Source organism: Desulfovibrio sp. ZJ200, assembly GCF_011039095.1.
In the GTDB taxonomy this organism is placed as follows: domain Bacteria; phylum Desulfobacterota; class Desulfovibrionia; order Desulfovibrionales; family Desulfovibrionaceae; genus Desulfovibrio.
This window is the reverse complement of the sequence record NZ_JAAKEH010000043.1, coordinates 1-25,519: the sequence shown is the minus strand read 5'-3', so window position 1 is coordinate 25,519 and position 25,519 is coordinate 1. Positions and strand designations below refer to the sequence as shown.

Sequence of the window (25,519 nt, the reverse complement as noted above, 5' to 3'; positions counted from 1 at the left end):
TAGAGCAGATTACCTTTGACTTTTTATAAAAGTCAAAGGTGGCATTCAGGCGAAAAACGCGGTTTTCGCCTGAATGTACGCCGCGTTGCGGCGGCTGCCGCTTTCGCGTCAGCAGAGCATTTTCAAAGTGAAAATGCTCTAACGGCGAAAGTAAATTTCGCCTGCGCGGCGGGCATGGCAAAGCCATGCCCGCCGCGCGCCTCAGCCGTTGGCGGCACAGCCGCCAACGGCTGAGGCTGGAGTACACTCCCTTTGCAATCGGCTTGTTTTCCTTGCCGGAAAGGCAAAGCTTCTCAATGTAGAGAGACACCAGACCCGGGGAAGATTCGCTCAGGCCTCCAGAAATGCCCTGTAAGCTTGCAGCGTGGCGTACAGATCCGCGCAACTTGCCAGCTCAAAGGGGCTGTGCATGGAGAGCACGGCCGGGCCCAGATCAATGACCTGCATGCCGTAGGCCGCCAGAAAGAGGGCCACCGTGCCGCCGCCGCCCAGATCCACCTTGCCCAGTTCCGCGCTTTGCCAGGGGATGCCTTTGGCGTTGTACAGGCCGCGCAGCTCGCCGAAGAATTCGGCGTCCGCCTCGCTGGCCCCGTATTTTCCGCGCGAGCCGGTGAATTTGGAGAAGCAGGGGCCGTACCCCAGTTGGGCGGCGTTCTGTTTTTCGTGCACTTCCTGAAAATCCGGGTCCAGGGCGGCCTGCACGTCGGCCGACAGGGCCCGGCTGCGCAGGAGCACATGCGACGCGGGCGTGCCCGGGGCCCAGGCTCGCGCCAGATCCTCCACGCAGTATTGAAAAAAGCGCGAGGCCGCGCCCGTGGCGCCGTCCGAGCCTATTTCCTCCTTGTCCCAGAAGATCACGGCCCTGTTGCGCGGCCCGTCTTTGGCCGTGAGCAGGGCTTCCAGAGCCGTGAACACGCAAATCCGGTCGTCCTGGCCGTAGCCGCCCACCAGGGCCTTGTCAAAGCCCACGAAGCGCGCGGGCCCGGCGGGCACGGCCTGGAGCTCGGCGGTGATCAGATCTTCCTCGTTGATGCCGTATTTTTTGTGCAGCAGATCCAGAAGCTGTTCCTTGACGGCCTCCCCGGGCGCGTCCTTGCCCTCGTTTTTTGCTTTTTTTTCGGCCTTGGGACTGTGGGCCAGGATGATATTCAGCTTTTCGGCCTCAAAAGCCTCGCTGAGAGTCTGCGCGCTCTGCTTCCGGGCCAGATGCGGCAGCAGATCCGCAATACAGAAGACCGGCTCGCCCGGTTTCTCGCCAATGCTCACGGAAAGGCTTTGGCCGTTTTCGCGGATGATCACCCCGTGCAGGGCCAGAGGCCGGGCCAGCCACTGATATTTGCGGATGCCGCCGTAGTAATGGGTCTTGGCCTGAGCCACGCCGGGCTGCTCAACAAGCGGGCGCTGCTTGAGGTCCAGGCGCGGGGTGTCGGCATGGGCGGCAATCAGCGCCAGGCCCTTGCCCAGGGGTTCCTTGCCCCGCCGGGCCGCGAACAGGGCCTTGCCGCGCAGGGGGCGCAGCACGCGGCCGTTGCCGGATTTCGCGCCAAAGTCTTCGCTGTATCCGGCCTGGCGCAGGCGTTCGCGCACATAGTCCACGGTCTCGCGCTCGGTCTTGCAACGGGTCAGAAAGTCGATGTAGCGGGCGGCCAGCGCCTCCATTTTTTTGCGCTCCTGGGCCCCGGCGTAGATTTGCCAGGCGCTTTGGGGTTTGTAGGCCAGTGTTTTTTTCATCATCGTATTTCCTTGTCAGTTATGATTGGCTGGGCCGCGCGCAACGCCCTTTGCAGAACCCGCAGGGCGGCGTTCCAGTCGGGCCGCTCCAGAGTGCGCGGGTCCAGGCAGAAATTTTCTTCCTCCAGGCGACCGAGCAGGGGCGGCTCCGCGTCCAGCAGGGCGGTTTTCAAGGCTGTGGCGCTCATGGCGGCCGGTTTGAGGCAAACCAGGGTGGTGGGCAGATCGCATTGGGGAAAGGCTCCGCCGCCCACGCGCGAGACATCGGGCCGCAAGGTCACCCGGCAGGCCGGGCCCAGATGTTTGCGCAGGCGGGCGGCCAGAGCGCGGGCCTCGCGCGCCAGCTCGCGCGCCGGGCGGGCGATCCTGCGCAGGGTGGGGATGCGCTCTCTGGCCTTTTCCGGGTCCAGATAAAGGCGTAGCGTGGCCTCCAGGGCTGCCAGACAGAGCTTGTCGCAGCGCAGGGCGCGGGTCAGGGGATTGGTCTTGAGCGCGTCCACCAGCACTTTGCGGCCCGCGATGATCCCGGCCTGCGGCCCGCCGAGCGCCTTGTCCCCGGAAAAGGTGGCCAGATCCGCTCCCTGGGCCAGGACAAAAGGCACAGTGGGCTCGTTGGGCAGGCCGCAGGACGAAAAATCCGTAAAACTGCCGCTGCCGAGATCTTCAATCAGGGGCAGCCTGCGCTCGCGCGCCAGAGCCGCCAGCTCAGGCAGGGACACGGCCGAATGAAAGCCCACAATGCGGTAATTGGAGGTATGCACGCGCATCAGGGCGCGGGTGTTCTCATTGATGGCCGCGGCGTAATCCCGCAGATGGGTGCGGTTGGTGGCTCCCACCTCCCGCAGATGCGCGCCGCTTTTTTCCATGACGTCAGGGATGCGGAAGCTGCCGCCGATCTCCACCAGTTCCCCGCGCGAGACAACGACTTCGCCGCCCTTGCAGAAGGTGTCCAGCACGAGAAGCACGGCGGCGGCGTTGTTGTTGACCACCAGCGCGGCCTCCGCGCCGCTCAGGCGACAGATCAGCCCTTCCACCAGATCGTAACGGCTGCCGCGCCCGCCGCTGCGCAGGTCGAGCTCCAGGTTGCAATAGCCTTGAGCGGCCAGGGCCACGGCGGCCTGGGCCTCCCGGGCCAGGACCGAGCGGCCCATATTGGTGTGGATCACAACGCCCGTGGCGTTGAGCACCGGCCGCAGGCAGAGGCGCAAGCCGGAACGGACATGGGCCAGCAGGGCGGGCAACTGCGCGTCCAGGCTCAGGGCGGCGGCCTCCTGGCAGCGCCCGGCCCGGATATCCTGGCGCCGTTGCTCCCAGAAGGCGGCGGTCAGCTCGCGCAACAGGGCGCGCGGCGCCTGGGCCAGCCCGGGATCGGCGACCGTCAAAGCCTCCAGGCAGAGGTCAACGGCAGGTATGGCGCGAAAAAGATTGCTCATGAGTTGTCCTGAAGAAGCGGTTGCGCGCGGGCGATGTTCCGGCCATCCTGTTAGGGCATTTTTTGATTGAAGATATCCATTTTCAATAACTTCGCTGCCATCATTTCGCGTCCAGGCTCCAGCCGTTGCGACGAAGGAAGCTACGGATGGAGACAGCAATCAGTTACCACAAAAACATTCACCGAAACCGCTGTCCGGAGCAGGCACAGGGGCCGGAGCCTCAAGCAGATTGGGATGCAGTGTAAAAAACTCGGCCAACAAGTACAAGGAGCCTGTCAGCAGCAGCGGGCGAGCGGGATCGGCCCTGGCTCCAGCGCCAAGAGCGGCCGCGCTTCGCGTCAGGGCTTCGGGCAGATTATCCAGAGCCACGGCCGTGACCGGAGGCAGGGCATTGCAGGCCGCGGCGACCTCGTGCGCGCACGCCGCGCGCGGGTTGTCCAGGGCAGGGATGAACATGGGGGCCGGGCCCAGAAAATGTTTGAGCATCAGGGCCGAAGTGCGCCAGTCCTTGTCGCCGAGGCAGGAAAACACGGCTCCGGCGGGGCGGATGTTTTTTTGCTGCAAAGCCGTGAGCAAGGCGCGCATGCCGTGGGGATTGTGCGCGCCGTCCAGCAGCAGGGGCGGATGCTCGCGCGCGGCAGGCACGCTTTGCAGGCGGCCGGGCAAAAAAGCGCGGGCCAGACCGTGCGCCTGAGCCCTGACATCATCGGCGTTTTTGCCCAGCAACGGGGCCAGCCGCCGCCAGGCCGCGAGCGCCAGCCCGGCGTTGACCAACTGATGCGGCCCTTGCAGCCCCAGCCCGGCCGCAGACGGGCCGCCCGGCGAAGGCGCAGGCAAAGGATCGGCCCACAGCAGCGGCGCGCCATGCGCAAGCGCGGCATCTTCAAGGCAACGAGCGGCCACGGGGAATTGCGCGGCCGTGCAGATCGGCGCGGGCCCGCGCACGGCCCCGGCCTTGTCCGCGGCAATATGCCGTAGGCTCGGCCCCAGCACGTCCTTGTGATCCAGGGCGATGGGCGTAAAGCAGAGCAGATCCGCGGCCACGGCCGTGGTCGCGTCATGGCGGCCGCCCAGGCCCGCCTCCAGCACGGCCGCGTCCACGCGCTCATCCCGGAAGATCAGCAGAGCCAGGACCGTGAGAAATTCAAAATAGGTGAGATCGGGAGCCACGGACAGGATATTCTCGGCATGCGCCACCCAGCTCTCGCCGGGCCAGGGCCGCCCGTCCACGCGGATGCGCTCCTCCGGGGAGACAAAGTGCGGCGAAATGTACAGGCCGGTTTTGCAGCCGTGGGCCGCGCAGAGCGAGGCCAGAAAAGCCGCGGTGGAACCCTTGCCGTTGGTGCCCAGGATCTGCGCCACAGCAAAGGGGGGCCGGGTCAGATCCAGGGCGGCCAGGGCCCGCCGCATGCGGTCCAGGCTCAAATCCATGTGAAAAAGGCCCTTGCCCTGCAGATGGGCCAGCACTTGCTGAAAATTTTGAAAAGATGCGCGCATGCCCGCTACAATACGCGAAAGAGCTCCGCCTGTCAGCGGGGTGCGTCTTGCTGACCGGGGCATGGCGTCCGGACCGCTTGCCTTTGAAAAAGCGCAGCGCGGAACCGCCATTGCCGCGCACGGGGCGCGTTCCTGTTTTGCGTGCGGGCGCGGAACAGGCTTTTTCATTAGAGAATTTTGCTTTTGAAATTATTCAATTTCAAAAGCGGGCTGCCATCATTTCCCCGCAAGCGGGACAAGCGCCTGAAAAACGTGGTTTTCAGGCTCATTCGACGCGGGTGCCAGCTAACGCTGTCGCCAGAGCTGTTTAGCTAATTTTATTAGCAAATTGCTCTAGAGCAGATTACCTTTGACTTTTTATGAAAGTCAAAGGTGGCATTCAGGCGAAAAACGCGGTTTTCGCCTGAATCTACGCCGCGTTGCGGCGGCTGCCGCTTTCGCGTCAGCAGAGCATTTTCAAAGTGAAAATGCTCTAGTCAAAATGAGCAGAGAAAGCGGGCACAATGTAAGGGGATCAAGAGGCAGCGCGCCTTGACGCCAAAGGAGTCTGCCTCTATATTCATTGCGAAAAAAGTTCAGAGCCTTTCTTCGGCTCCTTGCGCGCTCATAGCTCAGATGGACAGAGCAGGAGCCTTCTAAGCTCTTGGTCGGGGGTTCGATTCCTCCTGGGCGCGCCATATACCTTTCAAGGGGCCGGGCCTGCGGGTCTGACTCCTTTTGTCGCTCAGCAAAAACGCCGCAGTGCGCCGACGCCGGGGAGCCTGTCGCCTGCGCTGCCCACTGACGCAAGCAGCGCGGCATTCAGGGCGCATGGGCATGTGCAACGCCCGGCCTGCGCAAGAGCGTGAATTGCCTTTACTGTCGCCGCAACCCCAAAGGATAGACGCATGGACATGAAAACAGTGCGCCGTCAGGCGCGGGAACGCATGAACGGCGCCTGCCGGGTCTGCCCGCAGTGCAACGGCAAGGCCTGCTCCGGCGAATTGCCGGGCATGGGCGGCATACGCAGCGGCGCGTCGTTTCGCGCGAACATCAGGGCGCTGGAAAAAGTGCATCTGAAACTGCGGCTGATCCACGATCTGCGCGAACCGGAAACCGCGTGCGAAATACTGGGCCTGCCCCTGAAAATGCCGATTCTCATCGCGCCCCTGGCCGGAACGTCCTTTAATATGGGCAACGGCCTTTCCGAAGAGCGCTTTGCCCAGGCCGTCACTGCCGGGGCCCGGGCCGCCGGAACCGTCTCTTGTACCGGCGACGGCACTTCCGAAGTCTTCGACAGCGGCCTGAATGCCGTGCAAAGCCTTGACGGCTGGGGGATTCCCGTCATCAAGCCCTGGGCCGGAGAGGCTTTTTTCGAACGGCTGGAGCGCGTGGCCCGGGCCGGATGCCGCGTTGTGGGCATGGATCTTGACACCGCCGCCATAACCGCTCTGGCCAGGAGCAAACGCCCGGTCTCGCCCAAAAGCCGCGAGGAATTGGCGGAAATTGTGCAAAAATCCCATGCCCTGGGCCTGAAATTCATGCTCAAGGGCGTTCTCAGCGTGGAAGACGCGCTGGCCGCCGAGGCCTGCGGTTGTGACGCTCTGGTGGTTTCCAATCACGGCGGCCGCGTTCTGGAAGCTCTGCCGGGCACGGCGGACGCTCTGCCCGATATTGCAAGGAGCGTGCGCCGGATGGCCGTGCTGGTGGACGGAGGCGTGCGATCTGGCGCGGATGTGCTCAAGATGCTGGCCCTAGGGGCCAGAGCCGTGCTGATCGGCCGCCCGGCGATTATTGCGGCCATGGGCGCAGAAGAAGAAGGCGTGCGCTTGTTTCTGACGCGGTTGCAGCGCCAGCTCATGGAAAGCATGCTGCTCACGGGCTGCGCCTCGCTTCGCCAGGCCGGGCCGCATCTGCTGGCCTGAAGAATCGCGGGTCGGAGCTGCCGCTGCGGCGTATTTCACGCAGAAAACACATGCCCGGCGTCCCCATGCGAAAGAGGCTCGCAACGCAGATGGACATTGAAATGCTGCGCGTTTCAACGTCGGCATTCAGGCGAAAAACGCGGTTTTCGCCTGAATGTACACCGTGTTGCGGCGGCTGCCGCTTTCGCGTCAGGAGAGCATTTTCAAAGAGAAAATGCTCTGGCTAATTTTATTAGCAAACCGCTCTACGGCTCTGCGTCTGCTGCATGGCGCAAAGCCGGCGTCTGCTGCGGGGCCAGACAATCCTGATTGATTCTTTTACGCACCAGTTCCTCGAAAGCCGCGAGGCTGAAGCGCGCTTCCCCGACAACGGGCGGCGCGGTCACAACCGCCGCTGCGGGCGCGAATAACGCTGCATCCCCGGCCTGCTCCGGCTTCACGGTCCACGGCGCATCCTGCCCGGCGTTCCGTGAAGATGGCGGCTCTGGCCTCTGCGCATGGTCACCGGCAAGGGGCGTGTGCAAGGCCGCGGGTGTCTGGGCGTAAAAACGCACCCGCACTTCACGCCTTTCGCCCACGCCCCAGAGCTCCAGAAAGAGCGCGCTCCCCGGTGGGATGCCGTTGGGCGGCCAGCCCCGGGCCTGCCAGGTCACGCCCAACAGGCTGCCGATATTGGCAATATTTGTGTCATGCCCCACAAAAACAACCAGCCGGGCCGCATTGAGCCGCTGATCATAGTGCCTGCCCGCCAGGGCGTCGGCCATTTCTTTCAGCAGAGAGCTGCCGCGGGCCCGGGCCACAAGCGGCGCGCGGTTGATCACGTCAAAAACGCGGCTGTGCAAAGGCAGCAAGCGGCCCAGGATCTGTCCGTCCGCCTGCCCCCAGGCCGCGGCTCTGCCCGGCCACTGTCCGTATTCCAGCAAAAATATTTCCGCCAGACTGGACGCAATGCCCAGGCAACCGGAAAGGCGCACGCTTCTCCCTTTGGGCGAAACGCTTATGGAAGTGGGCAGATCCGAGATCCGGCATTGGCGCGGCAGGGCGAAAAAGGCGCAGAGTTCGGGAGCCGGCGGCGCGGTCAGTTGGTCGATGAGCGCGAGCGGGGCGTTGCACTCCTCATGCAGGCGATCCAGGCCGCCTGGAGTCATGCTGAGAACAGCGCTGGCCGCGGCCGCGGGATCAAAGGCGCAGAGCCCGGCTTTGACCGGATGAAACAGCGTATCCGGACGACCGTCGGCCACGGCGTACCCTGTCTCGCAGCCCGGCGCCAGACCTGCGAGCAGGGCCCGGGCCGTGGCCCGGGTGCGCTGATCTGTATCCGCGCGCACAAAAATCGCGCCGGGCGGCGGACAGGCCGCGTGGGGCAACAGGCCGAGTTCCATGAATGTGCCGCGCAGTTCTGCCCACATGGCGGTGATCAGGCGGCCGCCGCGCTCCGTCAGATCACCGCGAGGCACGGGCCAGCGCGGCCAGGGGCGGCTGCTCCAGAGCGCAAGGGTTTTCATGTCCTGCGTCGGAGAGCGCACGCCATGCCGGGAAAGCGCCACAATTTTGAGCAGACGCGCCTTGTCGCCGTCAGCTCCGGCAAGGGCGCAGTCAGCAGGGACGCCGGAAAAAATCCCGCAAATCAGCAAAAAAAGAAAAAAACGGATGACACGCATTCTCCCCTCCTTGCAAGATTGCCGTCAGCATAGCCGCAAAAAAACACGGGACAATGCCGGCTTTTTCTCAAAACATTCACCTTTTCGATGCTTTTCTAAAAAAATTTGTTTTGAATTTCATATAGTTGCAATATCATTTTCATTGAAAGCGCGCATGCCTCTTCACGCGGTCGGGCTTGAGCTATGTTGTATAACGGGGTATACATAAAGTTTGAAATACTTTTTGGGGTCAGGCGGCATGTCCAGGGGCTCGCAGCAAATCAGACGCACATATGCGGCAGGCGCTCTCATCGGCGTTGTTTTTCTCGCTTGCAGCCTTTTGCTCTTGCGGCAGATCGGCCAGCAAACCGAAAGGGAAAACGCACTCTACCTCTATGGTACGATAAATCAACTCCACGCCTTGTTCCAGAGGCAAATCACGATGGACTTTCAGATTTTGCGCGGCGTGGCAATCACGCTTGCGCACGCGCCGCGCGACAAGGTCATGCGCATTCTCAAGGAAGTCAACGACAATAACGAATTTATGCGCATGGGGCTGGCATCTCCCGACGGCCTGCTGGAGCTGGGATGCGCCGAATCCCTGCCCCTGTCCGGCGAGAATTTCCGGGAATTGATCCTTGCGTTGCAGGAACATGGCTTCCGCTGCTCTCTGGATGATTTCGGCGCGGATTTTTTGCGCGCACAAGGCTGTGATTTCGCGCAGGGCTTCGTCTTTGCCAGACCCATGCCCGCCGCGGAATGCAGCGCCATGCTGGCCAAGCTCCAGGGCGGCCCGGTTCCGCTCACGCGGGCCTGAGCCGGCGTCGCGCACAACCCGGGCCGCGGCAAGGCTGCTTTTCTCCGCCAGGGCCCGCAAACCGCAAACGGAAATACTTAAATGCCCATAGCCATTCCACATTTTCATCTCGGGGCGACCGCGGTTGTGCCCAAGGTGCACGTCGGCGACTCCAACGCCCTTGCCATTCGCGCGGCCAAAGTGCAGGACGTGCACGGCATGTCGGCTCTGATCAACCAGTATGCCTCTTCCAATGTCATGCTGGCGCGGGGGCCGCAGTATCTTTACCAGCATGTTCAGGACTATATGGTGGCTACCGCGCCCGCCGCGGACACCGGTCGGGAAACCGTGGTGGCCTGTGGCTCGGTGCATGTGCTCTGGGAAGATCTGGCCGAAATCCGCTCCGTGGCCGTGCACGCCTCCTGTCAGGGGCAGGGCCTGGGCAGGCGTCTGGTGCAGGCGCTGGTGGAGCGCTGTCGGGGCCTGGGCATCCCCAGGGCGTTTGTCTTCACGCTGGCCGCGCCTTTTTTCGAGCGCTGCGGTTTTCAGGAGTTCCGGCGCGAGACCATGCCCCCCATTGTCTGGGTGGAGTGCAGCAAATGCCCGAAATTTTACTGCTGTGACGAAATAGGCATGATCCTCACGCTGTGAGGCGCGGCAATCCCGCAAGCTCGCATTGCAATGCAGCCATTGGCTTGCATCAGACAGAAAGAGGCACAGTGCATGAACAGATTGAAAAACAGGGATTTTCTGAAGGAAACCGACTTCACGCCTGAGGATTTGACCTATTTGCTGGATTTGGCGGCCTACCTCAAAAAAGCCAAGAAAGCGCGGCAAGAACCCAAATTCATGAAGGACAAAAACATTGTGCTCCTTTTTGAAAAAGACTCCACGCGCACGCGCAGTTCCTTTGAGGTGGCCGCCCATGATCAGGGCGCGCACGTCACCTATCTGGGGCCTTCAGGCTCGCAGATGGGCAAAAAGGAATCCATGGCCGACACGGCCCGCGTGCTTTCCCGTTTTTATGACGGGATTGAATATCGCGGCTATGGTCAAAGCCGGGTGGAGGCCCTGGCCGAACACGCCACGGTGCCGGTCTGGAATGGCCTGACCAATGAGTGGCATCCCACGCAGCTTCTGGCCGACATGCTCACCATGCGCGAATGCTGCGCCAGGCCCCTGAACCGCCAGACCCTGGCCTATCTGGGCGACGCGCGCTATAATATGGGCAATTCGCTGATGATCGGCTCGGCCATGCTCGGCGTGGATTTTCGTTCCGTGGCGCCCAAATTGCTCTGGACCTCGGACGAGGTTTTTGAGATGGCCCGGAGCATCGCCCGGCGCACCGGCGCGCGGATCACACGCACGGAAAATGTGGATGAAGGCGTGCAAGGCTGCGATTTCCTGTACACAGACGTCTGGGTCTCCATGGGCGAGCCGGATGCTGTCTGGAAAGAGCGCATCGATCTGCTCACGCCCTACCGCGTGGATCAAAGGGTCATGGAGAGAACAGGCAATGCGGACTGCAAGTTTTTGCACTGCCTGCCCGCTTTTCACAATCGCGAAACCACGGTGGGCGAGGACATTTACCAACGTTTCGGCCTTGAGTGCATGGAAGTGAGCGACGATGTTTTTGAGTCGCCCCGCAACATGGCTTTTGAGGAAGCGGAAAACCGCCTGCATACCATCAAGGCCGTGATGGTGGCCACGCTGGCGGAAGAGCCGTTGCTATTTGAGGCGTAAGAGCAGGTGGTTGATTCCTGGAGCGTTTTGCTCATGAAATGAGCTAAACGCTCTGGCGGCCGCGGGAGCGGACGCCCGCGCCGAATGAGCCTGAAAACCACGCTTTTCAGGCGCTTGTCCCGCTTGCGGGGAAATGATGGCAGCGCCGCTTTTGAAATTGAATAATTTCAAAAGCAAAATGCTCTAGATCATTGCAAGGGCAAGCTGTTCCAAACCACTACAGGCATGTCGTTCAAGCACTGAAGACATACATTTTGGCCCGCTGTTTGCATCTTGTTGCAATACTTCAAAACAAGCGTCAAAAACAAGGCGGTTTTTCTCCGTGCCCTTTCGCTTTGCCATGCAGAAAGTGCTCGACTACCGGGAGCAATTGGAAGAAGAAGCCAAAGTGCGCCTGGCCGAGGCCGAGCGTCGCCTTCAGGAAGCGCAAAAGCGTCTTGACCGGCTGCGCGGGGAGCTTGAGCGCGCAGCGGATCGGCTTCGCGACAATCCGCTGATGGAAGCGGGCGAGCGTTGGCTGCAGGAACAGTACATCACGGGCCTGCGCGCGGATGTGGCCGCCGCCTCGCTGCAGGAGCGCATGCTGGAGCAAATGGCCCAGGAGGCCCGCAAGCTGCTCGCCGCCCGCGCCATTGACAAAAAACTGCTGGAAAAGCTTAAGGAACGGCAAAAAAAGCATTTTATCCGCGCAGAACAACTGCAGGAGCAACGCTTCAATGACGAAACAGCGACCCTCCGCTACAAGGCTCCGGCTTTCTAGGCTTTTCCGCTGGCTGGCGGTGCTCTGCTTTATCAAGCTCTCCATTCTGGGCATGCTGATGCTGGATCTGCCGCTGCCCGCATGGCTGGGCGGCAACCCTCCCGACAACGGCGTCGTGCCCACGCAAAGCGCGGCAAACACGCCCACGACTTTACCCGACAGTCCGGAAAGCGCGGCCCTGGCCGAAGCCTCGCTTTCGCCGGACGCAGCGCGGCTGCCCGGAGCGGTCGGCTCGCGGTTCGCTCCCCAGGAGGCCCGATCTTCCGCGCTCACGCCCCAAAATCCGCCGCAAGGCGCGGCTGCCGCGCAACTGGCCGCCACTGCGAAGCCACGCCGCGCCATGCGGCAAAATCCGACCCAGGCCGCGCTTCCCGCGCCGCTGCTCACGGCCCAGGCCCCTGCGGGCGGCACGCCCGGCGGTGAGCACGTCTTCATACCGCCCAGTCTGCCGGAGCCCGCGGCTCTTGACGCGCCCACGGTCGAGCCCGGAACCTCGCCTCTGACCGGAAACAATGCGCCGCTGCCTGCCCTTGCCGCGGATCGGCGCGCCCGCGAAGACGGCTGGCTGGACGTGCTCGGCCTCACGCATCTGCCCGTTCCGGGCCTCGGCAGCGTGCAGGCGGCCCATGCCGCGGCGCTGGACATGCCCGTGCCCCAGACTCCCGCCAGCAGCGCCTCGCCCTTTGCTCCGGCGGAGCAGAACGCGCCCCTGGCCATGCCCGGCGCGCCGGACATTCCCGCCAATATTCCGCGCGGTCAGGGCGCTGACGGCGCTCCACTGCCGCCACGCGCGGCAGGCGCAGGCTCCGCGGCCCTGCCCGCCCTGCCCCGGGCCGGGCAATCCACCGCCATGCACGCCCCGGCCCCCAGCGTCGCGCCCGCTGCTTTGCCTGAAGATCCCAACGCCAAAGCCCAGGATCTGGCGCGGCAGCAACAGGACATTCTGATGCTCCGGCAGCAGATGGATCAACGCCTGAAAGATCTGGAGAATGCCGAGCGGAAGGTAAAGGACATGCTGCGCGAGGCCAAAGGGCTGGAGGACAAAAAAATCCGCAGCCTGATCCAGATGTACGCCAACATGAAACCGAGAACCGCGGCCAAGGCTCTGGAAAACATGGACGAGCGCGTGGCCATCAGGATTCTTTCCGGCATGGCGCCCAAGCAATCCGGCGAAATTCTGACATATACAAATCCTGCCAAGACAGCCAAGCTCACGGAGCTGATCACCCGCATGAGGCTGCCCGAATAATGCGGCTCAAACTGCTCCTGGCCTATCTGGGCGGCAAGTACAGCGGCTGGCAGATTCAGGAAAAGCCTTCTCCGCCGCCCACCATCCAGGGCGAGCTGGAAGCGGCCCTGCGCATCCTGGCCGGCACGCCCGTGCGGGTGTTCGGCTCGGGCCGCACGGACGCGGGCGTGCATGCCCACGGCCAGGTGGCCCACTGCGACGTGCCCGGAACCAGGGCCGGGCTGGATTGGCGGCACAGCCTCAATGCCCTGCTGCCTCCTGAAATCCGGGTGCTTGCGGCCACGCCCGCGCGACCGGATTTTCACGCCCGCAAGGACGCCGCGCGCAAAACCTATGCTTACCAGTTCTGGCAGGAGAAAATCTTTACGCCGCCGCAACTGGCCCCCTATGTCTGGAGTTGCGGGCCCCTGGAAGCCGAAGCCATGCGCGCGGCGCTGCCGCATCTGCTGGGCGAGCGGGATTTTGCGAGTCTGCAAAATGCCGGGACCGACATGGAAAGCACGCGCCGCAATGTGTTCGCCGCTTCTCTGACGCCCCTGCCCCCTTGCGAGTTTTACCCGCCGCACGCGCCGATCTTGCGATTCAGCGTCACGGCCGACGGTTTTCTCAAGCAGATGGTGCGCAATATGGCCGGGCTGCTGGCGGCCTGCGGGCAAGGAAAAATCAAGCCGGACTCCATCCCCGCAATGCTGGCTGCCCGGGATCGCAGGGCCGTGCCTTCGGTTACTGCCCCGGCGCGGGGCCTGGCGCTGGTCAGCGTGGAATATGACTGAATCTTGCGGCGCGGCATGTCCGCAACGCGCTTCCGATTTTCGAGGGATTCACCTTTGAGATGATTTTTTTAGAGCATTTTTTGATTGAACATATCCATTTTCAATAAAAAATGCTCTAGATGTAGAGTGTCAATACGTTGTTCCCGCTCCCTGTCGCCGGAGCGCCCGCAACATTTCAAGAGGCGCACGCTGCGGAGCGCTTCCCGCTCCGGCGGCGCACGGCCCGGCACAGGCGGCGCACGGCCTCGTCAGGCTCGAAATCCAGGTCCGCCCAGCGGCTCGCGGCATTTGCCAGCACCCTTCCGATGATCTCCAGAGCGTGCTCCGCGCTGTCCACCCAGACAGTGACCGCCCCGTGCAGCATCAGGCCCGGACCCTCCAGGGGGCCGCGAATGCCCAGCACCGGCACGCCCGCCCCTGCGGCCAGGCCCACTTCCACCCCGGCATCCTGGCCGGATGCGCCGTAATAAATGACAATATCCGCATTCAGGCAGGCGTCTCGGCAAAAAGCATACACCTGGCCGCCGTCCCTGTCCGTATCCATCCAGATCCGGCGCTCGGCCGGGCTCAGGCCCGGCGGGGGCACGGCTTTTTCCGTCCAATCCAGCATACGGCAGCCCAGCGCGCGCAACTCGCGGCCCAGCAGGCGGACGCCGTGCTTGTGCTTGAAGGAACCGGCCACATAAATGCATAAAGCCCGCATCCGAACCTCAGAATTCTATGCCGCGCGCGGCTTTGACGCCCGCGCGCCAGGGATGTTTGATTTCGCCCATCTCCGTAACCAAATCCGCGGCCCTGATGAGCCAGTCCGGCGCGTTGCGGCCCGAAAGCACCAGATGCCGGTTGTGAGCGCGCGCCCCGGCCAACAGGCCTTCCACTTCCTTCCGCTCAAGAATGCCCGCGTCAAGCGCGTAGATCGCTTCGTCCAGAATCAGCATGTCCGCGGCGTCCAATTGCTCGCGCGCCCAGGCCAGAACGCGCAACGCGGCCGCGCGGTGGGCCGGGCGATCCTCCTCGCGCCGCAAAAAGCCCTGGCCTCCGGCCAGAAAACGCTCGCCCAGCCATTGCGCCAGCATGCGCTGCTCGCCGGCCTGGCCGTCCCGCTTCATGAATTGCCCGAACGCCACGCTCAAGCCCTGCCCCATAGCCCGCACGGCCTGCCCCACGCACGCGCTGGTTTTGCCCTTGCCGTGGCCGGTATAGATCAAAAGCATTATTTCCAGACTCCCGGCAGTTCAGCCCCGCAGGCGGGGCATTTGCCCGGCGCGCCCGAAAAGCGGACGGCATAGCCGCGCCTCTCGATCACCAGAGCGCCGCAGGACGGGCAGAAGGTATTCGCGCCCACGGCGCTCCGCACATTGCCCATGTAAACAAAGTGGAGGCCCGCCTCGCGCCCGATGCGCCAGGCTTCCTCCAGGCGAGAGAGCGGCGTGGCGGGATGCGCCGCCATGAGGTGTGCGCCGTGAAAGGCCGAGAGATGCCAGGGCGTCTCCGGCCCAAGCTCATCGCGCACAAAGGCAGCCATTTCGCCCAATTCGGCCGCGCTGTCGTTAATGCCCGGAATGACCAGGGTCGTCACTTCCAGCCACCAGCCCAGGGACTTGACGGCTTTGAGATTGTCCAGCACCGGCTGGAGACGGCCACCGCAATATTCCTTGTAGAACTGATCGCGAAAGGACTTCAGATCCACATTGATCGCAGCGATCCGGCGGCGCAGGGGCAGGAGACAGTCTTTGGACATAAAACCGTTGCTGACCAGAATGGCGCGCATGCCCGCAGCCTGGGCGAGTTCCGCGGTCTCATGAATCAGCTCGAAGAAGACCGTCGGCTCATTATAGGTGAAGGCAATGCTGCGCGCCCTGCTCTCCACGGCGGCTTGCGCCAGAGCCTCGGGCCGCACATGCCTGCCCGGCACCCTGCCGTTGTCTGGCAGGCGCGCGATGACATGGTTCTGGCAGAAAAGGCAGGTGAAATTACAACCCGCGCTGCCCACGGAAAAAGTTTTGCTGCCCGGCAAAAAATGGTAGAGCGGCTTTTTTTCCACAGGGTCAAGCTGAGCGCTGGTGATCACGTCGCGCACCAGGGAAATCAACGTGCCGTTCAGATTGGCGCGCACGCCGCAGAGCCCCTTGCCGCCTTTTTTCAAGCGGCAGGCATGCGCGCAAAGGCGGCATTGCACCGCTGCGCCGGGCAAAGGGTCCCAAAGCATGGCCTTCATGTCAGCGCCTTGCCCCGGGCATGCCCGGCGCAACATTGCCCGACGGGGGAATGCCGTTGTGCGGCCGGGGCCGCCAACCCGGCGCATGCGGCCAGGGCTGTGTGTTGGCGGGAGGCCGCCAGCCCGGCGGCATCTGGCCTTGCGGCGGCCGGGGGTTTTGCCAGCCGGGCTGCTGCCAGGGCGGCACGGAGCCGGGCCCGGGACCCGGATAAGGGCGCGGCGGCGGACCGGGAGGACAGGGATGCGGGCGCGGCGGCGGGCCGGGAGGGTTGGACTGATTGTTGCAGCCCGGATAAACCTGCGGGGCCACGATCAGCGGCGAGTCCCAGTCGGGCTGCTGCGGGGGGCGCGGCGCAATGACCGAGGTGATGATATCGCCGCTCTCCGGGTCCCGCCAGGTTCCCGCAAAACCGTTATAGCCCCCGGCAGCATTGTAGACCGTGGTGCTGTTGTATACATTGGAGTTATTATACTGGCTCTGCACGTCCGGGGGCTGCACAGGCGACTGCGCGGCGTCGGGCGGCAGAGCGCCGGAAAGCGGCTCTGGCCGGTGCGCGGCGTCCGCTTCCGTGTTCTTGCCGGCATCCGAACCCATGCCGGAGGCAGCGTGCGCTCCGCAGAGACCCAGGGTCGCAAACAGCACAAGAAAAAAAAGGGTGTACTTGCGCATCATCGTCATTCCATAACTGTTTTTTTCTCTATACCAGCGGCAGCCGGGCCGGTCCATGAAAAAAAGTCGCTTGGGATTCGGCGGAAAATTTGCTAATATTCTTCAACTTTTCAAGGAGGGCACGGATGTCCAGCAACCGCGCAAAAGCCTATACCCAAGCCGGGGTCAACATTCAGGCGGGCAACGATCTGGTTGCGCGCATCAAGCATCTGGTGGCAAGCACGCAGACCAGAGGCGTCATTTCGGATATCGGGGGCTTCGGCGGTTTGTTCCGCCCGGATCTGAGCGGAATGAGCGAGCCTGTGCTGGTATCCTCCACCGACGGGGTGGGCACCAAACTGAAGCTGGCCTTTGCCTTTGACAAGCATGACAGCGTGGGCGTGGATCTTGTGGCCATGAGCGTCAACGATATTCTGGTGCAAGGGGCGAATCCGCTCTTTTTCCTGGATTATTTTGCCACGGGAAAGCTTGATGTGGACACGGCGCAAACCGTGATCAGCGGCGTTGCCGAGGGTTGCCGCCAGGCCGGATGCGCGCTCCTGGGCGGCGAAACCGCCGAAATGCCCGATATGTACGCGCCCGGCGAATATGATCTGGCCGGATTTTGCGTGGGCATTGTGGACAATGCCCGGCTCATTGACGGCTCGGGCATCCAGGTGGGCGACGAGATCGTCGGCATCGCTTCCTCGGGTCTGCATTCCAACGGCTATTCCCTGGTGCGCAAAATCCTGGGCGAAAGCGGCCTTCAGCCTGACGACGCCTTTCCCGGCGCGGACGGGGCCAGCGTGCGCGAAACCCTTTTGACCCCCACCATTATTTATGTGGAAGCCGTGCGTTCCCTGTTGCGCGATCTCAACGTCAAGGGCATGGCTCACATCACGGGCGGCGGCTTTTACGACAATATTCCGCGCGTTCTGCCCGCACAGGTGGAAGCCCGGATCAATTTCGGCAGTTGGCAGATGCCGCCTGTATTCCATTGGCTCAAGACCGCAGGCAAGCTCACCTGGCCGGAAATCCTCCAGATCTTCAATGGCGGCATCGGTTACATTCTTGTGCTGCCCCCGGAGCAGGCCGAAGAAGCCGTCAATCGCATTCAGGCCTTCAGTCTGCGGGCCTGGCGCATCGGTGAAATTGCCCGGCGCGCCAAAGACGGATCGGGCGAGCAGGTGATCATTACCTTTTAGAGCGTTTGGCTAGAGCATTTTGCTTTTGAAATTGAATAGTTTCAAAAGCAAAATGCTCTAATGAAATGAGCAAAACGCTCTGGCATTACGGGCAGGGTAATTGTAAAACAGCGACAGCACGGCTATGGACTGCACAGCAAGGCCAAACCGGGCATCTTTGTGTGTATGTCTAGCATAAAAGCAAAAACCAATCTGTTCCAGGACGGTTCTTATATGCGCAATACCTTGGGTTGCCTCGGCAACGTCATCTGGTTTTTACTGGGCGGCATCTGGATGGGTCTGGCCTGGTGGCTCTATGGGCTGCTCTGCTTCATCTCCATTGTGGGCATCCCCTGGGGGCGGGCCTGTTTTGTCATCGGCCAGTTCGCCTTCTTTCCTTTCGGCAAAATGCCCGTTTCCCGCGATGTGCTCACAGGCCAGCCCGACATCGGCACCGGCATCTGGGGCACAGTGGGCAATGTGATCTGGCTGCTGCTGGCCGGAATCTGGATTGCTCTGCAGCACCTGATCTGGGCGTTTTTCTGCGCCATCACGATCATCGGCATTCCTTTTGCCTGGCAGCATGTCAAGCTGGCCGGTCTGGCTCTTTGCCCCATCGGCAAAACCATTGTGCCCGCCGACGTGGCTGAGGCGGCCGAACGCGCTTACGCCGAAAAAAGCATGCGCCCGTAACGGCCGTCCCTTCCGTCGGGCACGGTTGCCTTGCCAGGGGAGCTCATGATCGAGCAATCCCGGCACTTGTTTGCCTTTTCCCCGCACCGCCCAAATTTCGCCCTCCCCCCGGCCCTCCCCTTTACACTCAGTTGGCGGACGTGCTCCGCAGAGATAGGCGCAGGCGCAATTTACTTGCGCCGTTACGCGCCGGAGCGAGCGTTGCAAAAGCAATATGCTCTAATGCGCTCCCGAGCACAGCGGCCCCGCGGCGTTTACGCCGCGGGGCCGCTGTGCTTGATCTGCCGGGGGCGTCACAAATTTGAATGTCGTGCCGTTTTGCAGACTTTTTCTAGTAATTATTTTTTCATTTCCAATAGTTATAAATTGGCACGGCAATTGCTAATTTTGCGCAAAAGCCGGTTTTTCGCCGGCAAGTTGGAATGATGGGGAGAATCGGTTATGCCTGCTTTCATTGTGCAGTTTGGGAACACCGTCAAGGGAATCTGGCTCAAATTGAGCGTTATTCAGCGCGTGGCGCTTGCCGGCGGCGCTGTGGCCCTGCTCTCTGCGATCATCGGGCTTTCGATCTGGCTGGGGCGACCGGAGTACCGCGTGCTGTATTCCAATCTGGGGCCTGAAGACGCGAGCCATGTGCTCAAGACGCTCCAGACCGACAAAGTGCCTTACCAGCTTGCGGACAACGGCGCCACCATCCTGGTGCCCAAGGAAGTGGTGTATGATCAGCGGATTAAAATCGCCGGAGAGGGCGGTCTGGTGGGGCAGGGCATCGGCTTTGAAATTTTCGACAAGGTGAAGGTGGGCCAGACCGACTTTGTGCAGAAAATCAATTACGCGCGCGCGCTTCAGGGCGAGCTGGCCCGCACCATCAGCGAATTTCCCAGTGTGGAGAGCGCCCGCGTGCATCTGGTCATACCCCAGCGCAGCCTGTTTGTGGAGGAGCGCCAATCCCCCTCCGCTTCCGTGGTGCTCAAATTGACTCGCCCCCAGGTCAAGCCGGACCAAAAAGAAATCAACGCCATTCTGAATATGATGCTCATGTCCGTGGAGGGCCTGGACAAGAATCATATCTCCATAACTGACAACGGCGGCAAGGTACTGTATCAACCCGAGGAAGACAGCCTGGCCGGGATCAGCACCACCCAGATGGAGCACCGCCTTCAGGTGCAGCGCAATCTGGAACGCCGCATTGAGGAAATGCTTCAGCCCCTGTTCGGCTCGGGCAGGGTGATCGCCAAGGTCAACGCGGATATGGATTTCAGCCAGAAAACCATCCGCAGAGAACTTTTTGATCCCGAAAAAACGGCGGTGCGCAGCGAGCAGCGCAGCGAAGAAAGCCAACAGGGCCGCGCCAATCTCGAGGCGGGCGCGCCGGACGTCAATTTTCGCGGCGACGGCATCACCGGCTCGGTCTCGGATCAGAACGGCACGCGCGAAACCCGCACCACCAACTATGAAATCAACAAGGAAGAGCAGCAAATCGTCGCCAATGTGGGAGATTTACGCCGCCTGACGGTTGCAGTGATCATTGATGGGACGTATGAAAAGGTAAACGGAAATTGGACATTCGTGCCCCGCAAGGCCGAAGATCTGGAACGCGTGCGCCAACTGGTTTCCAATGCCGTGGGCCTGGACAAGGCGCGCGGCGACGCGTTGGAGGTGAGCAGCGCGCCCTTTACGGATTCCGCGCCGCCCAGGGAGCCCAACTTCGCCGAGATGCTGGCCGAATACGCGGAACGCCTCGGCAAGCCCTTGCTCAATGCCCTGCTGGCCTTCCTTTTCCTGATGCTGGTGGTGCGGCCCGTGGTGCTCGCGCTGATCCGGCCCAAGGTGGAAGCCGGCGAAATGGTTGAAGGCCTTGAGGGCCTGCCCGCGGCCGAGGAGCAGCTTGCCCTGTATGAGGCTCTGGAAGAAGCGGCCAAGGCCGACGAGGAGCCGCAGGACGCTCTGGAGGAAGATGACGACGAACTGGTGTTCAAGGATATTGAAGCTCTGAAAGCCCATATCTTTACCCTTTCGGATAACCATATGGAACAGGTGGTGACCCTGGTCCGCGGTTGGATGAAGAACGATGAAACAGCAAAAGTCTAGTCAAGCGAGGCTGCCCAGCGGCGGCGGAGCGTATTCAAAGCTCCCTGACCTGGCTGAGTTGCGGGCCCTGCGGCACGCGCAGAAAGAAACCAACGCCCGGGTGGAAGAGCTGAAGCTGCGCCTCTTTCGGATTACCGAGCAACACATGGATCAGGCCATCCGGATCATTAAACGCTGGCTTGCGCAGAACGAAAACTGAAGCGGTCTTGTCACGATTTTGGCCTTGTGCCGGGCATAGGCCCGGCACAGTGCGCTGAACCGGACACACCGGCATGCCGGCGCGGGCCAGGCCGGGCCTCAATGGGCGTGATACAACAAATGCCGCGTGGGCTGAAAACGGATTTTTCCCCTGGTCACGAACGCGGAGCCGGGCTGACCCCTGAGCGTCTCAGGCCCGACCGCGCGCGAACTAGAGCAGATTACCTTTGACTTTTTATGAAAGTCAAAGGTGGCATTCAGGCGAAAAACGCGGTTTTCGCCTGAATGTACGCCGCGTTGCGGCGGCTGCCGCTTTCGCGTCAGCAGAGCATTTTCAAAGAGAAAATGCTCTATGGGGACTTTCAGGCATATTCAAGAGTAAGGAGCGGGGTGATGGAGTTGACCGGCCAACAGCGTATTGCCGTATTGCTGCTCGCCATGGGCGACAAGTTTGCGGCCGACGTTTTCAAACGCATGGAACGGCAGGAAATCGCCGACATCTCCAAAGCCATTGTGGAATTGGAGCCCGTGCCCAAGAAAGTTGTGGAAGAAGTGTTGCGCGACTTTCACGAGTCTCTGGTGGACGGCGTGGATATGATCTCCGGCGGCAGAGACACCGTGAAACGTCTGCTGGTCAAGAATCTTGACCCGGAAACAGCCAAATATATCATGGATTCGCTGAGCCTGGACACCGGGCCCGCGCCTTTCCGCGAGCTGGAGCAGGTCAGCCCGCGCCTTCTGTCGCAGATTCTGCGCAACGAGCATCCGCAAACCCTGGCGCTGATTCTGGGGCATCTTCACCCGGATCAGGCCGCCAATCTTTTGACAAGCCTGCCCGCGGGCGTGCGCCCCGAGGTGCTCATGCGCCTGGCCCGACTGGAAGCCGTGCCGGAAGACATGCTCATGGAAGTGGACAAGGTGCTCACGAGCCAGCTTATCGCCATGGGCGGCAAGGAAGGCAAAAAGGTCGGCGGCGTGCAGGCCGTGGCCGAAATCCTCAATGCCGTGGATCGTGCCACCGAAGAGGAAGTGCTTTCCGAGATCGAGGAAGATTCGGCCCAGATGGCCGAGGACATCCGCAACCTCATGTTTGTCTTCGAGGATTGCAAAAATATTGACGACCGCGGCGTGCGCGAAATGCTCAAGGAGATTTCCAATGAGGAGCTTACCCTGGCCCTGCGCGGGGCCAGCGACGAGCTCAAGGAGAAGTTCTTCAAGAACATGTCCGAGCGCGCTGGCAACATGATCCGCGAGGAACTGGAGTTCATGGGGCCCACCAAACTCTCCGACGTGGAAACGGCGCAGCAGAACATCGTCAAGATCGTGCGCCTCCTGGAAGCCGAAAACAAGGTTGTGGTCAACCGCGGCGCGGGCGATGTTTTTGTATAGCGGCTCTTGCGGCAGGCGCGGCGCTCCTGTCAGAAATTCAGGCATGAATTTCTGACTCACTACACAGGGACCGGTCATGGCATCAGACGAATTGCGCAAAAAATGGGGCACAATCTTCATGGGCGAGCGCGAGGCCACCGTGGAGCAGCTGGATGCCATGCAGGAGCCTGCGCGCCGGGAGCGGCTCAAGGAACAACAGCAGGAAGATTACCTGGAGCGCGTTCGGGCAAAGGCCGCGGATCGGGCGCGTGAAATCCTGGGCGCAGCCTACGCGGAACGCGAGAAAGTGCTGGATGAGGCCAGGGCTGAAGCTGAAAAGAAACGCACCATGCTGGTGCAGGAGGGCGAAGCTCTCAAGGCCGCGGCCAAGGCGGATTATGAGCGGAAGGCCGCGGAGCTGGCCAGGGCCGAAGCCGCGCGCGAGGAGGCGGAGAAAATCCGCGCTGCGGCCCGTGAGCAGGGCTTTCAGGCCGGCATGGAGCAGGCCAGCGCGGAACTCAGGGAATTCCGGGCCGAGCTCGGGCAATCCCTCGCGCATGTCCTGCAGGCTCTGGACAGGCAAATGGACGGGCTCTGCGCCTCCTGGCGCGAGGAGCTCGTGGAGCTCACGCAAACCGCGGTTGCCGCGGGCACGGGCTGGCTTTTGGAAAAGGAACATACGCGTATTTTGCGCTCGCTGATGCTGGACGCGCTGAATTTGCTGGAGGATCGCGCCACAGTCAGCGTGCGGGTCAATCCGGAGGACGAAGCGACAGTCAGCGACATGTTCAGGGCCGCGCGCGAGCGCGTGCCGGAACTCAGACAGTGGATCGTCAACGGCGATCCGGCCATAGAGCGCGGCGGCCTGGTGGCCGAAAGCGCCGGAGGCAGCGTGGACAGCCGCCGTGAGCTCTTCCGGGAGCTGGTGGACAACATCCTGGCGCATCTTGCGTTGCCCCCGCGCGACATGGAAGCGGCGGGCAAGGCCGCTACGCATGATCTGGTGGAGCGGGAAGTGGAACACATCGCGGCGCTGGCGCCGCAACCACAGGCGGGAGGCGCGTCGTTGCCGCAGGGGCAGGTGCCCGGGGCGGAGGCAGGGGAGCCGGAATGTGAAGCCGCGCCCGCGCCGTCGGAAAGCGCTGTTGCGACAAAAGAGCCACAGTTGCAGCCAGGCCCGGAAGCGGCTGTGGATGTGCCCGATCCGACAATGCCCGGGCCGGAACAGTCTGCCGCGTTTTCCCCGGAAACCGCAATCTCCGGGCCGGATGGCGACGCGCCCGAGGCCTTTGCGCCCGAGGCCGGCCACGGCAATGCCGCGGCTCACGCGCAGCAGCAGGCGGAAAGCGCGCCTGATCGGGATTCGGCCCCGCCCGGGGCGCAGGAAGTATTGCCCGGCGCTCAGACGGAGCAGGCGCGAGACACGCCTGAACAGGAGCAGGCGCCCGCGGATCTGCCCGAAGCCTGGTTGCCGCCCCTGGGGGATGCGGCAGACGCGCGGCCGTCCGCGCATTCGGCCCAGGCGGGCACGCGGGAGGGCGGCTATGCGAATACCGCCGCCGCGGCCGTATTCGCAGAAGCCCGGTCTGCTTCGCAGCCCGGGCGCAATGAAAATCCCAGCCTTGCGGAATTGGAGGAAGAGCTCTTCCCGGTGGACAACGCCGAAGAACAGGAGGTGCTCTCCCACGGCGGATTTTTGCCCGGCGCAAAGAAAAGCTGAGCATCCTGCAAGCCCGGTTTTGCCGGGCAGCGCCGCGCAATGGAAAAAGCGGCATTGCAACAGGCGGCCTGCCGGGTCCGAGCCCAGGCCGGAGTGACCATATATGAAACTTGACCCCCGTTCCTGCTGCCGTTTGCTGCGGGACAGCAATCCCGTCCGGCTCTACGGCAAGGTCAACAAGGTTGTGGGCCTGGTGGCCGAAGGCAGCGGCTTGCGCGCCCCCCTGGGCGCTGTCTGCCACATGTTGCCGGATGAGGAAGGCGAAGGCATTGCCGCTGAGGTGGTGGGCTTTCGCGACGGCAATCTGCTGTTCATGCCCTACGGCGACATGCGCGGCATCCGGCCGGGCAGCAAAATCCGCAATACCAGTCTGCCGCCGGTTTTTCCCGTGGGGCCGGAACTTCTGGGCCGGGCTTTTGACGCCTTCGGTTCCCCGCTGGACGCCGGGCCGCGGGTCAGCGCGGAGCTGTACGCCTCGCCGCTCCCGGCCGGGGAGCAGGGCCGGGCCGACTTCGACCGCCAGATGGAAATCCAGAGCCCCTTTACCCCGGAATGGGCGGCAAAGGCCAGGCAAGACTGGCCCCCGGAACTGGCCCCCCTTTACGCCGATCCCCCAAGCCCTCTGCAACGCCCGCGCATCACGGATATTCTGGATGTGGGCGTGCGTTCCGTCAACAGCCTGCTGACGCTTGGCAAAGGGCAGCGCGTGGGCATCATGGCCGGCTCCGGCGTGGGCAAGTCCACGCTCATGGGCATGATGGCCCGCTACACCAGGGCCGACGTCAATGTTATCGCCCTGATCGGCGAGCGCGGCCGCGAGGTGGTGGAGTTCATGGAGCGCGATCTCGGCCCGGAAGGCATGGCCCGCTCGGTGCTGGTCATTGCCACTTCGGATCAGTCGCCCCTGGTGCGCATGCGCGCGGCCTACGCGGCCACGGCCGTGGCCGAGTATTTTCGCGACAAGAGCATGGACGTGCTGCTGATGATGGATTCCGTGACCCGTTTTGCCATGGCCGCCCGCGAAGTGGGCCTTGCCGTGGGCGAGCCGCCCACCACCAAAGGGTACACGCCCACGGTCTTTGCACAGTTGCCCAAACTGCTGGAGCGCGCCGGGCGTTCGGCCAGGGGCACCATTACCGGCATCTATACCGTGCTGGTGGATGGCGACGACTTCAACGAGCCCATTGCCGACGCCGTGCGCTCCATTCTGGACGGGCATATTGTGCTCACCCGCGAGCTGGCCGACCAGGGGCATTTCCCGGCCATCGACGTGCTGCGCTCCATCAGCCGCCTGCGCTCGGATATCTGCGATCGGCAGGATATTCTGGCCGGTCGTGTGCTCACCAGACATATGAGCACCTTCCGCAAGGTAGAGGATATGGTCAATATCGGAGCCTACGCCAAGGGCAGCAATGCCGAGATCGACGCGGCCATTGCCAAGATGCCCGCCATTAATGCCTTTTTACGGCAGGATGTGGGCGATCCGCAGTTTCTGGACCAGTGCATGCGGCAGATGCGCACTCTGGCGCAGCAGGAACAGCCCGAACCCTCCCCGCCGCAGGCGGCCAGAGGCGTGGCGCCTTTGCCCCGGACCTAGATGTGTGCTAGTACTATCTTGCGCATTCTCAACTAGGGCCTGTTCACGCTTATCAGAAAAAGCCTTGTTTTTTCGGAACACTGCCTCGTACTTCTGCCGGGGAAAGGATTTTCGCTGAACTCATTAGAGCGTTTTGCTAATAAAATTAGCTAAACGCTCTGGCGGCCGCGGGAGCGGACGCCCGCGCCGAATGAGCGTCCAGACCGCGTTCTGGACGCGAAATGATGGCAGCGCCGCTTTTGAAATTGAATAATTTCAAAAGCAAAATGCTCTAA

General features: G+C 62.4%; 24 protein-coding genes and 1 tRNA gene. 16 read left to right on the top strand and 9 right to left on the bottom strand.

What is annotated here, in order from left to right:
* The 4 genes from G7Y52_RS11590 to G7Y52_RS11575 form a co-directional block, all read right to left on the bottom strand.
* Nucleotides 1–187 (bottom strand): hypothetical protein (locus G7Y52_RS11590; RefSeq protein WP_165072088.1); only part of this gene is annotated, 187 nt, incomplete at its 3' end.
* A gap of 143 nt (nt 188–330) precedes the next feature.
* The gene (locus G7Y52_RS11585) at nt 331–1,731 is read right to left on the bottom strand and encodes an aminopeptidase (protein WP_165072094.1); all 1,401 of its coding nucleotides are present in this window, start codon (nt 1,729–1,731) and stop codon (nt 331–333) included.
* Nucleotides 1,731–3,164 (bottom strand): L-seryl-tRNA(Sec) selenium transferase, encoded by a 1,434-nt coding sequence (selA, locus tag G7Y52_RS11580; protein WP_165072085.1) that lies wholly within the window; start codon nt 3,162–3,164, stop codon nt 1,731–1,733. Before selA ends, G7Y52_RS11585 begins: the two co-directional genes overlap by 1 nt.
* Before the next feature lie 159 nt (nt 3,165–3,323).
* On the bottom strand, nt 3,324–4,661 hold the full coding sequence (locus G7Y52_RS11575; protein ID WP_165072083.1) for a cyanophycin synthetase: 1,338 nt from the start codon (nt 4,659–4,661) through the stop codon (nt 3,324–3,326).
* Between the two features lie 47 nt (nt 4,662–4,708).
* On the opposite strand from G7Y52_RS11575, the gene G7Y52_RS11570 reads away from it, so the two are divergent.
* The 3 genes from G7Y52_RS11570 to G7Y52_RS11560 all read left to right on the top strand — a co-directional run bounded on the left by G7Y52_RS11570 (nt 4,709) and on the right by G7Y52_RS11560 (nt 6,565).
* Nucleotides 4,709–4,972, top strand: coding sequence for a hypothetical protein (locus tag G7Y52_RS11570; protein ID WP_206215278.1), 264 nt, complete (start codon nt 4,709–4,711; stop codon nt 4,970–4,972).
* Nucleotides 4,973–5,261: 289 nt separating this feature from the next.
* Nucleotides 5,262–5,338 (top strand) — tRNA-Arg (locus G7Y52_RS11565).
* Nucleotides 5,339–5,548: 210 nt separating this feature from the next.
* Nucleotides 5,549–6,565: an alpha-hydroxy-acid oxidizing protein gene (locus G7Y52_RS11560; RefSeq protein WP_165072078.1), complete on the top strand. Its 1,017-nt coding sequence runs from the start codon at nt 5,549–5,551 to the stop codon at nt 6,563–6,565.
* A 245-nt stretch (nt 6,566–6,810) separates the two neighbouring features.
* Here G7Y52_RS11560 and G7Y52_RS11555 read toward each other — a convergent pair whose 3' ends face one another.
* Complete coding sequence (locus G7Y52_RS11555) at nt 6,811–8,226, bottom strand: histidine-type phosphatase (RefSeq protein ID WP_165072076.1); 1,416 nt, start codon at nt 8,224–8,226, stop codon at nt 6,811–6,813.
* Nucleotides 8,227–8,647: 421 nt separating this feature from the next.
* Here G7Y52_RS11555 and G7Y52_RS11550 point away from each other — a divergent pair, with 421 nt between their 5' ends.
* From G7Y52_RS11550 to truA, 6 genes are all read left to right on the top strand, one after another.
* Nucleotides 8,648–9,022, top strand: a complete 375-nt coding sequence (locus tag G7Y52_RS11550) for a hypothetical protein (protein ID WP_165072074.1) — start codon at nt 8,648–8,650, stop codon at nt 9,020–9,022.
* 81 nt (nt 9,023–9,103) lie between these two features.
* Nucleotides 9,104–9,652 (top strand): N-acetyltransferase, encoded by a 549-nt coding sequence (locus G7Y52_RS11545; RefSeq protein WP_165072072.1) that lies wholly within the window; start codon nt 9,104–9,106, stop codon nt 9,650–9,652.
* A 72-nt stretch (nt 9,653–9,724) separates the two neighbouring features.
* Nucleotides 9,725–10,744 (top strand): ornithine carbamoyltransferase, encoded by a 1,020-nt coding sequence (gene argF, locus G7Y52_RS11540; protein ID WP_165072070.1) that lies wholly within the window; start codon nt 9,725–9,727, stop codon nt 10,742–10,744.
* Nucleotides 10,745–11,066: 322 nt separating this feature from the next.
* Nucleotides 11,067–11,504, top strand: coding sequence for a flagellar export protein FliJ (gene fliJ / locus G7Y52_RS11535; protein ID WP_165072067.1), 438 nt, complete (start codon nt 11,067–11,069; stop codon nt 11,502–11,504).
* A complete protein-coding gene (locus tag G7Y52_RS11530) occupies nt 11,461–12,753 on the top strand; it encodes a hypothetical protein (protein WP_165072065.1) in 1,293 nt (430 codons plus the stop codon). Before fliJ ends, G7Y52_RS11530 begins: the two co-directional genes overlap by 44 nt.
* Nucleotides 12,750–13,526 (top strand): tRNA pseudouridine(38-40) synthase TruA, encoded by a 777-nt coding sequence (gene truA, locus G7Y52_RS11525; protein WP_165072092.1) that lies wholly within the window; start codon nt 12,750–12,752, stop codon nt 13,524–13,526. Before G7Y52_RS11530 ends, truA begins: the two co-directional genes overlap by 4 nt.
* 175 nt (nt 13,527–13,701) lie before the next feature.
* Here the strand turns inward: truA and G7Y52_RS11520 are convergent, their stop codons facing one another.
* From G7Y52_RS11520 to G7Y52_RS11505, 4 genes are read right to left on the bottom strand one after another with little or no spacing between them, the layout of a single operon-like run.
* The gene (locus tag G7Y52_RS11520) at nt 13,702–14,229 is read right to left on the bottom strand and encodes a translation initiation factor 2 (RefSeq protein WP_165072062.1); all 528 of its coding nucleotides are present in this window, start codon (nt 14,227–14,229) and stop codon (nt 13,702–13,704) included.
* Nucleotides 14,230–14,236: 7 nt separating this feature from the next.
* Nucleotides 14,237–14,740 (bottom strand): cob(I)yrinic acid a,c-diamide adenosyltransferase, encoded by a 504-nt coding sequence (locus tag G7Y52_RS11515; protein ID WP_165072060.1) that lies wholly within the window; start codon nt 14,738–14,740, stop codon nt 14,237–14,239.
* Nucleotides 14,740–15,744 carry an AmmeMemoRadiSam system radical SAM enzyme gene (gene amrS / locus G7Y52_RS11510; RefSeq protein ID WP_165072058.1) on the bottom strand — a complete coding sequence of 335 codons (1,005 nt, stop codon included), beginning with the start codon at nt 15,742–15,744 and terminating at the stop codon, nt 14,740–14,742. Before amrS ends, G7Y52_RS11515 begins: the two co-directional genes overlap by 1 nt.
* Nucleotide 15,745: 1 nt before the next feature.
* Nucleotides 15,746–16,423: a hypothetical protein gene (locus tag G7Y52_RS11505; RefSeq protein WP_206215277.1), complete on the bottom strand. Its 678-nt coding sequence runs from the start codon at nt 16,421–16,423 to the stop codon at nt 15,746–15,748.
* A gap of 116 nt (nt 16,424–16,539) precedes the next feature.
* Here G7Y52_RS11505 and purM point away from each other — a divergent pair, with 116 nt between their 5' ends.
* The 7 genes from purM (at nt 16,540) to G7Y52_RS11470 (ending at nt 25,244) form a co-directional block, all read left to right on the top strand.
* A complete protein-coding gene (gene purM, locus G7Y52_RS11500; RefSeq protein ID WP_165072054.1) occupies nt 16,540–17,598 on the top strand; it encodes a phosphoribosylformylglycinamidine cyclo-ligase in 1,059 nt (352 codons plus the stop codon).
* Between the two features lie 225 nt (nt 17,599–17,823).
* Complete coding sequence (locus G7Y52_RS11495) at nt 17,824–18,270, top strand: YccF domain-containing protein (protein ID WP_165072090.1); 447 nt, start codon at nt 17,824–17,826, stop codon at nt 18,268–18,270.
* A gap of 441 nt (nt 18,271–18,711) precedes the next feature.
* Nucleotides 18,712–20,361 carry a flagellar basal-body MS-ring/collar protein FliF gene (gene fliF / locus G7Y52_RS11490; protein WP_165072051.1) on the top strand — a complete coding sequence of 550 codons (1,650 nt, stop codon included), beginning with the start codon at nt 18,712–18,714 and terminating at the stop codon, nt 20,359–20,361.
* Nucleotides 20,342–20,560 carry a flagellar M-ring protein FliF gene (locus tag G7Y52_RS11485; protein WP_165072049.1) on the top strand — a complete coding sequence of 73 codons (219 nt, stop codon included), beginning with the start codon at nt 20,342–20,344 and terminating at the stop codon, nt 20,558–20,560. Before fliF ends, G7Y52_RS11485 begins: the two co-directional genes overlap by 20 nt.
* 392 nt (nt 20,561–20,952) lie before the next feature.
* Nucleotides 20,953–21,948 (top strand): flagellar motor switch protein FliG, encoded by a 996-nt coding sequence (gene fliG / locus G7Y52_RS11480; RefSeq protein ID WP_165072047.1) that lies wholly within the window; start codon nt 20,953–20,955, stop codon nt 21,946–21,948.
* 76 nt (nt 21,949–22,024) lie between these two features.
* Nucleotides 22,025–23,647, top strand: coding sequence for a FliH/SctL family protein (locus G7Y52_RS11475; protein WP_165072045.1), 1,623 nt, complete (start codon nt 22,025–22,027; stop codon nt 23,645–23,647).
* A 103-nt stretch (nt 23,648–23,750) separates the two neighbouring features.
* Complete coding sequence (locus tag G7Y52_RS11470; protein WP_165072043.1) at nt 23,751–25,244, top strand: FliI/YscN family ATPase; 1,494 nt, start codon at nt 23,751–23,753, stop codon at nt 25,242–25,244.
* Nucleotides 25,245–25,519: the final 275 nt, after the last annotated feature.

What these genes read in the sequence shown, in the direction of transcription:
- G7Y52_RS11585 (WP_165072094.1), bottom strand. Translation starts at nt 1,731, where the DNA reads ATGAAAAAAACACTGGCCTACAAACCCCAAAGCGCCTGGCAAATCTAC.
- selA (WP_165072085.1), bottom strand. Translation starts at nt 3,164, where the DNA reads ATGAGCAATCTTTTTCGCGCCATACCTGCCGTTGACCTCTGCCTGGAG.
- G7Y52_RS11575 (WP_165072083.1), bottom strand. Translation starts at nt 4,661, where the DNA reads ATGCGCGCATCTTTTCAAAATTTTCAGCAAGTGCTGGCCCATCTGCAG.
- G7Y52_RS11560 (WP_165072078.1), top strand. Translation starts at nt 5,549, where the DNA reads ATGGACATGAAAACAGTGCGCCGTCAGGCGCGGGAACGCATGAACGGC.
- G7Y52_RS11555 (WP_165072076.1), bottom strand. Translation starts at nt 8,226, where the DNA reads ATGCGTGTCATCCGTTTTTTTCTTTTTTTGCTGATTTGCGGGATTTTT.
- G7Y52_RS11550 (WP_165072074.1), top strand. Translation starts at nt 8,648, where the DNA reads ATGGACTTTCAGATTTTGCGCGGCGTGGCAATCACGCTTGCGCACGCG.
- G7Y52_RS11545 (WP_165072072.1), top strand. Translation starts at nt 9,104, where the DNA reads ATGCCCATAGCCATTCCACATTTTCATCTCGGGGCGACCGCGGTTGTG.
- argF (WP_165072070.1), top strand. Translation starts at nt 9,725, where the DNA reads ATGAACAGATTGAAAAACAGGGATTTTCTGAAGGAAACCGACTTCACG.
- G7Y52_RS11530 (WP_165072065.1), top strand. Translation starts at nt 11,461, where the DNA reads ATGACGAAACAGCGACCCTCCGCTACAAGGCTCCGGCTTTCTAGGCTT.
- G7Y52_RS11520 (WP_165072062.1), bottom strand. Translation starts at nt 14,229, where the DNA reads ATGCGGGCTTTATGCATTTATGTGGCCGGTTCCTTCAAGCACAAGCAC.
- G7Y52_RS11515 (WP_165072060.1), bottom strand. Translation starts at nt 14,740, where the DNA reads ATGCTTTTGATCTATACCGGCCACGGCAAGGGCAAAACCAGCGCGTGC.
- amrS (WP_165072058.1), bottom strand. Translation starts at nt 15,744, where the DNA reads ATGAAGGCCATGCTTTGGGACCCTTTGCCCGGCGCAGCGGTGCAATGC.
- G7Y52_RS11505 (WP_206215277.1), bottom strand. Translation starts at nt 16,423, where the DNA reads ATGACGATGATGCGCAAGTACACCCTTTTTTTTCTTGTGCTGTTTGCG.
- purM (WP_165072054.1), top strand. Translation starts at nt 16,540, where the DNA reads ATGTCCAGCAACCGCGCAAAAGCCTATACCCAAGCCGGGGTCAACATT.
- fliF (WP_165072051.1), top strand. Translation starts at nt 18,712, where the DNA reads ATGCCTGCTTTCATTGTGCAGTTTGGGAACACCGTCAAGGGAATCTGG.
- G7Y52_RS11485 (WP_165072049.1), top strand. Translation starts at nt 20,342, where the DNA reads ATGAAACAGCAAAAGTCTAGTCAAGCGAGGCTGCCCAGCGGCGGCGGA.
- fliG (WP_165072047.1), top strand. Translation starts at nt 20,953, where the DNA reads ATGGAGTTGACCGGCCAACAGCGTATTGCCGTATTGCTGCTCGCCATG.
- G7Y52_RS11475 (WP_165072045.1), top strand. Translation starts at nt 22,025, where the DNA reads ATGGCATCAGACGAATTGCGCAAAAAATGGGGCACAATCTTCATGGGC.
- G7Y52_RS11470 (WP_165072043.1), top strand. Translation starts at nt 23,751, where the DNA reads ATGAAACTTGACCCCCGTTCCTGCTGCCGTTTGCTGCGGGACAGCAAT.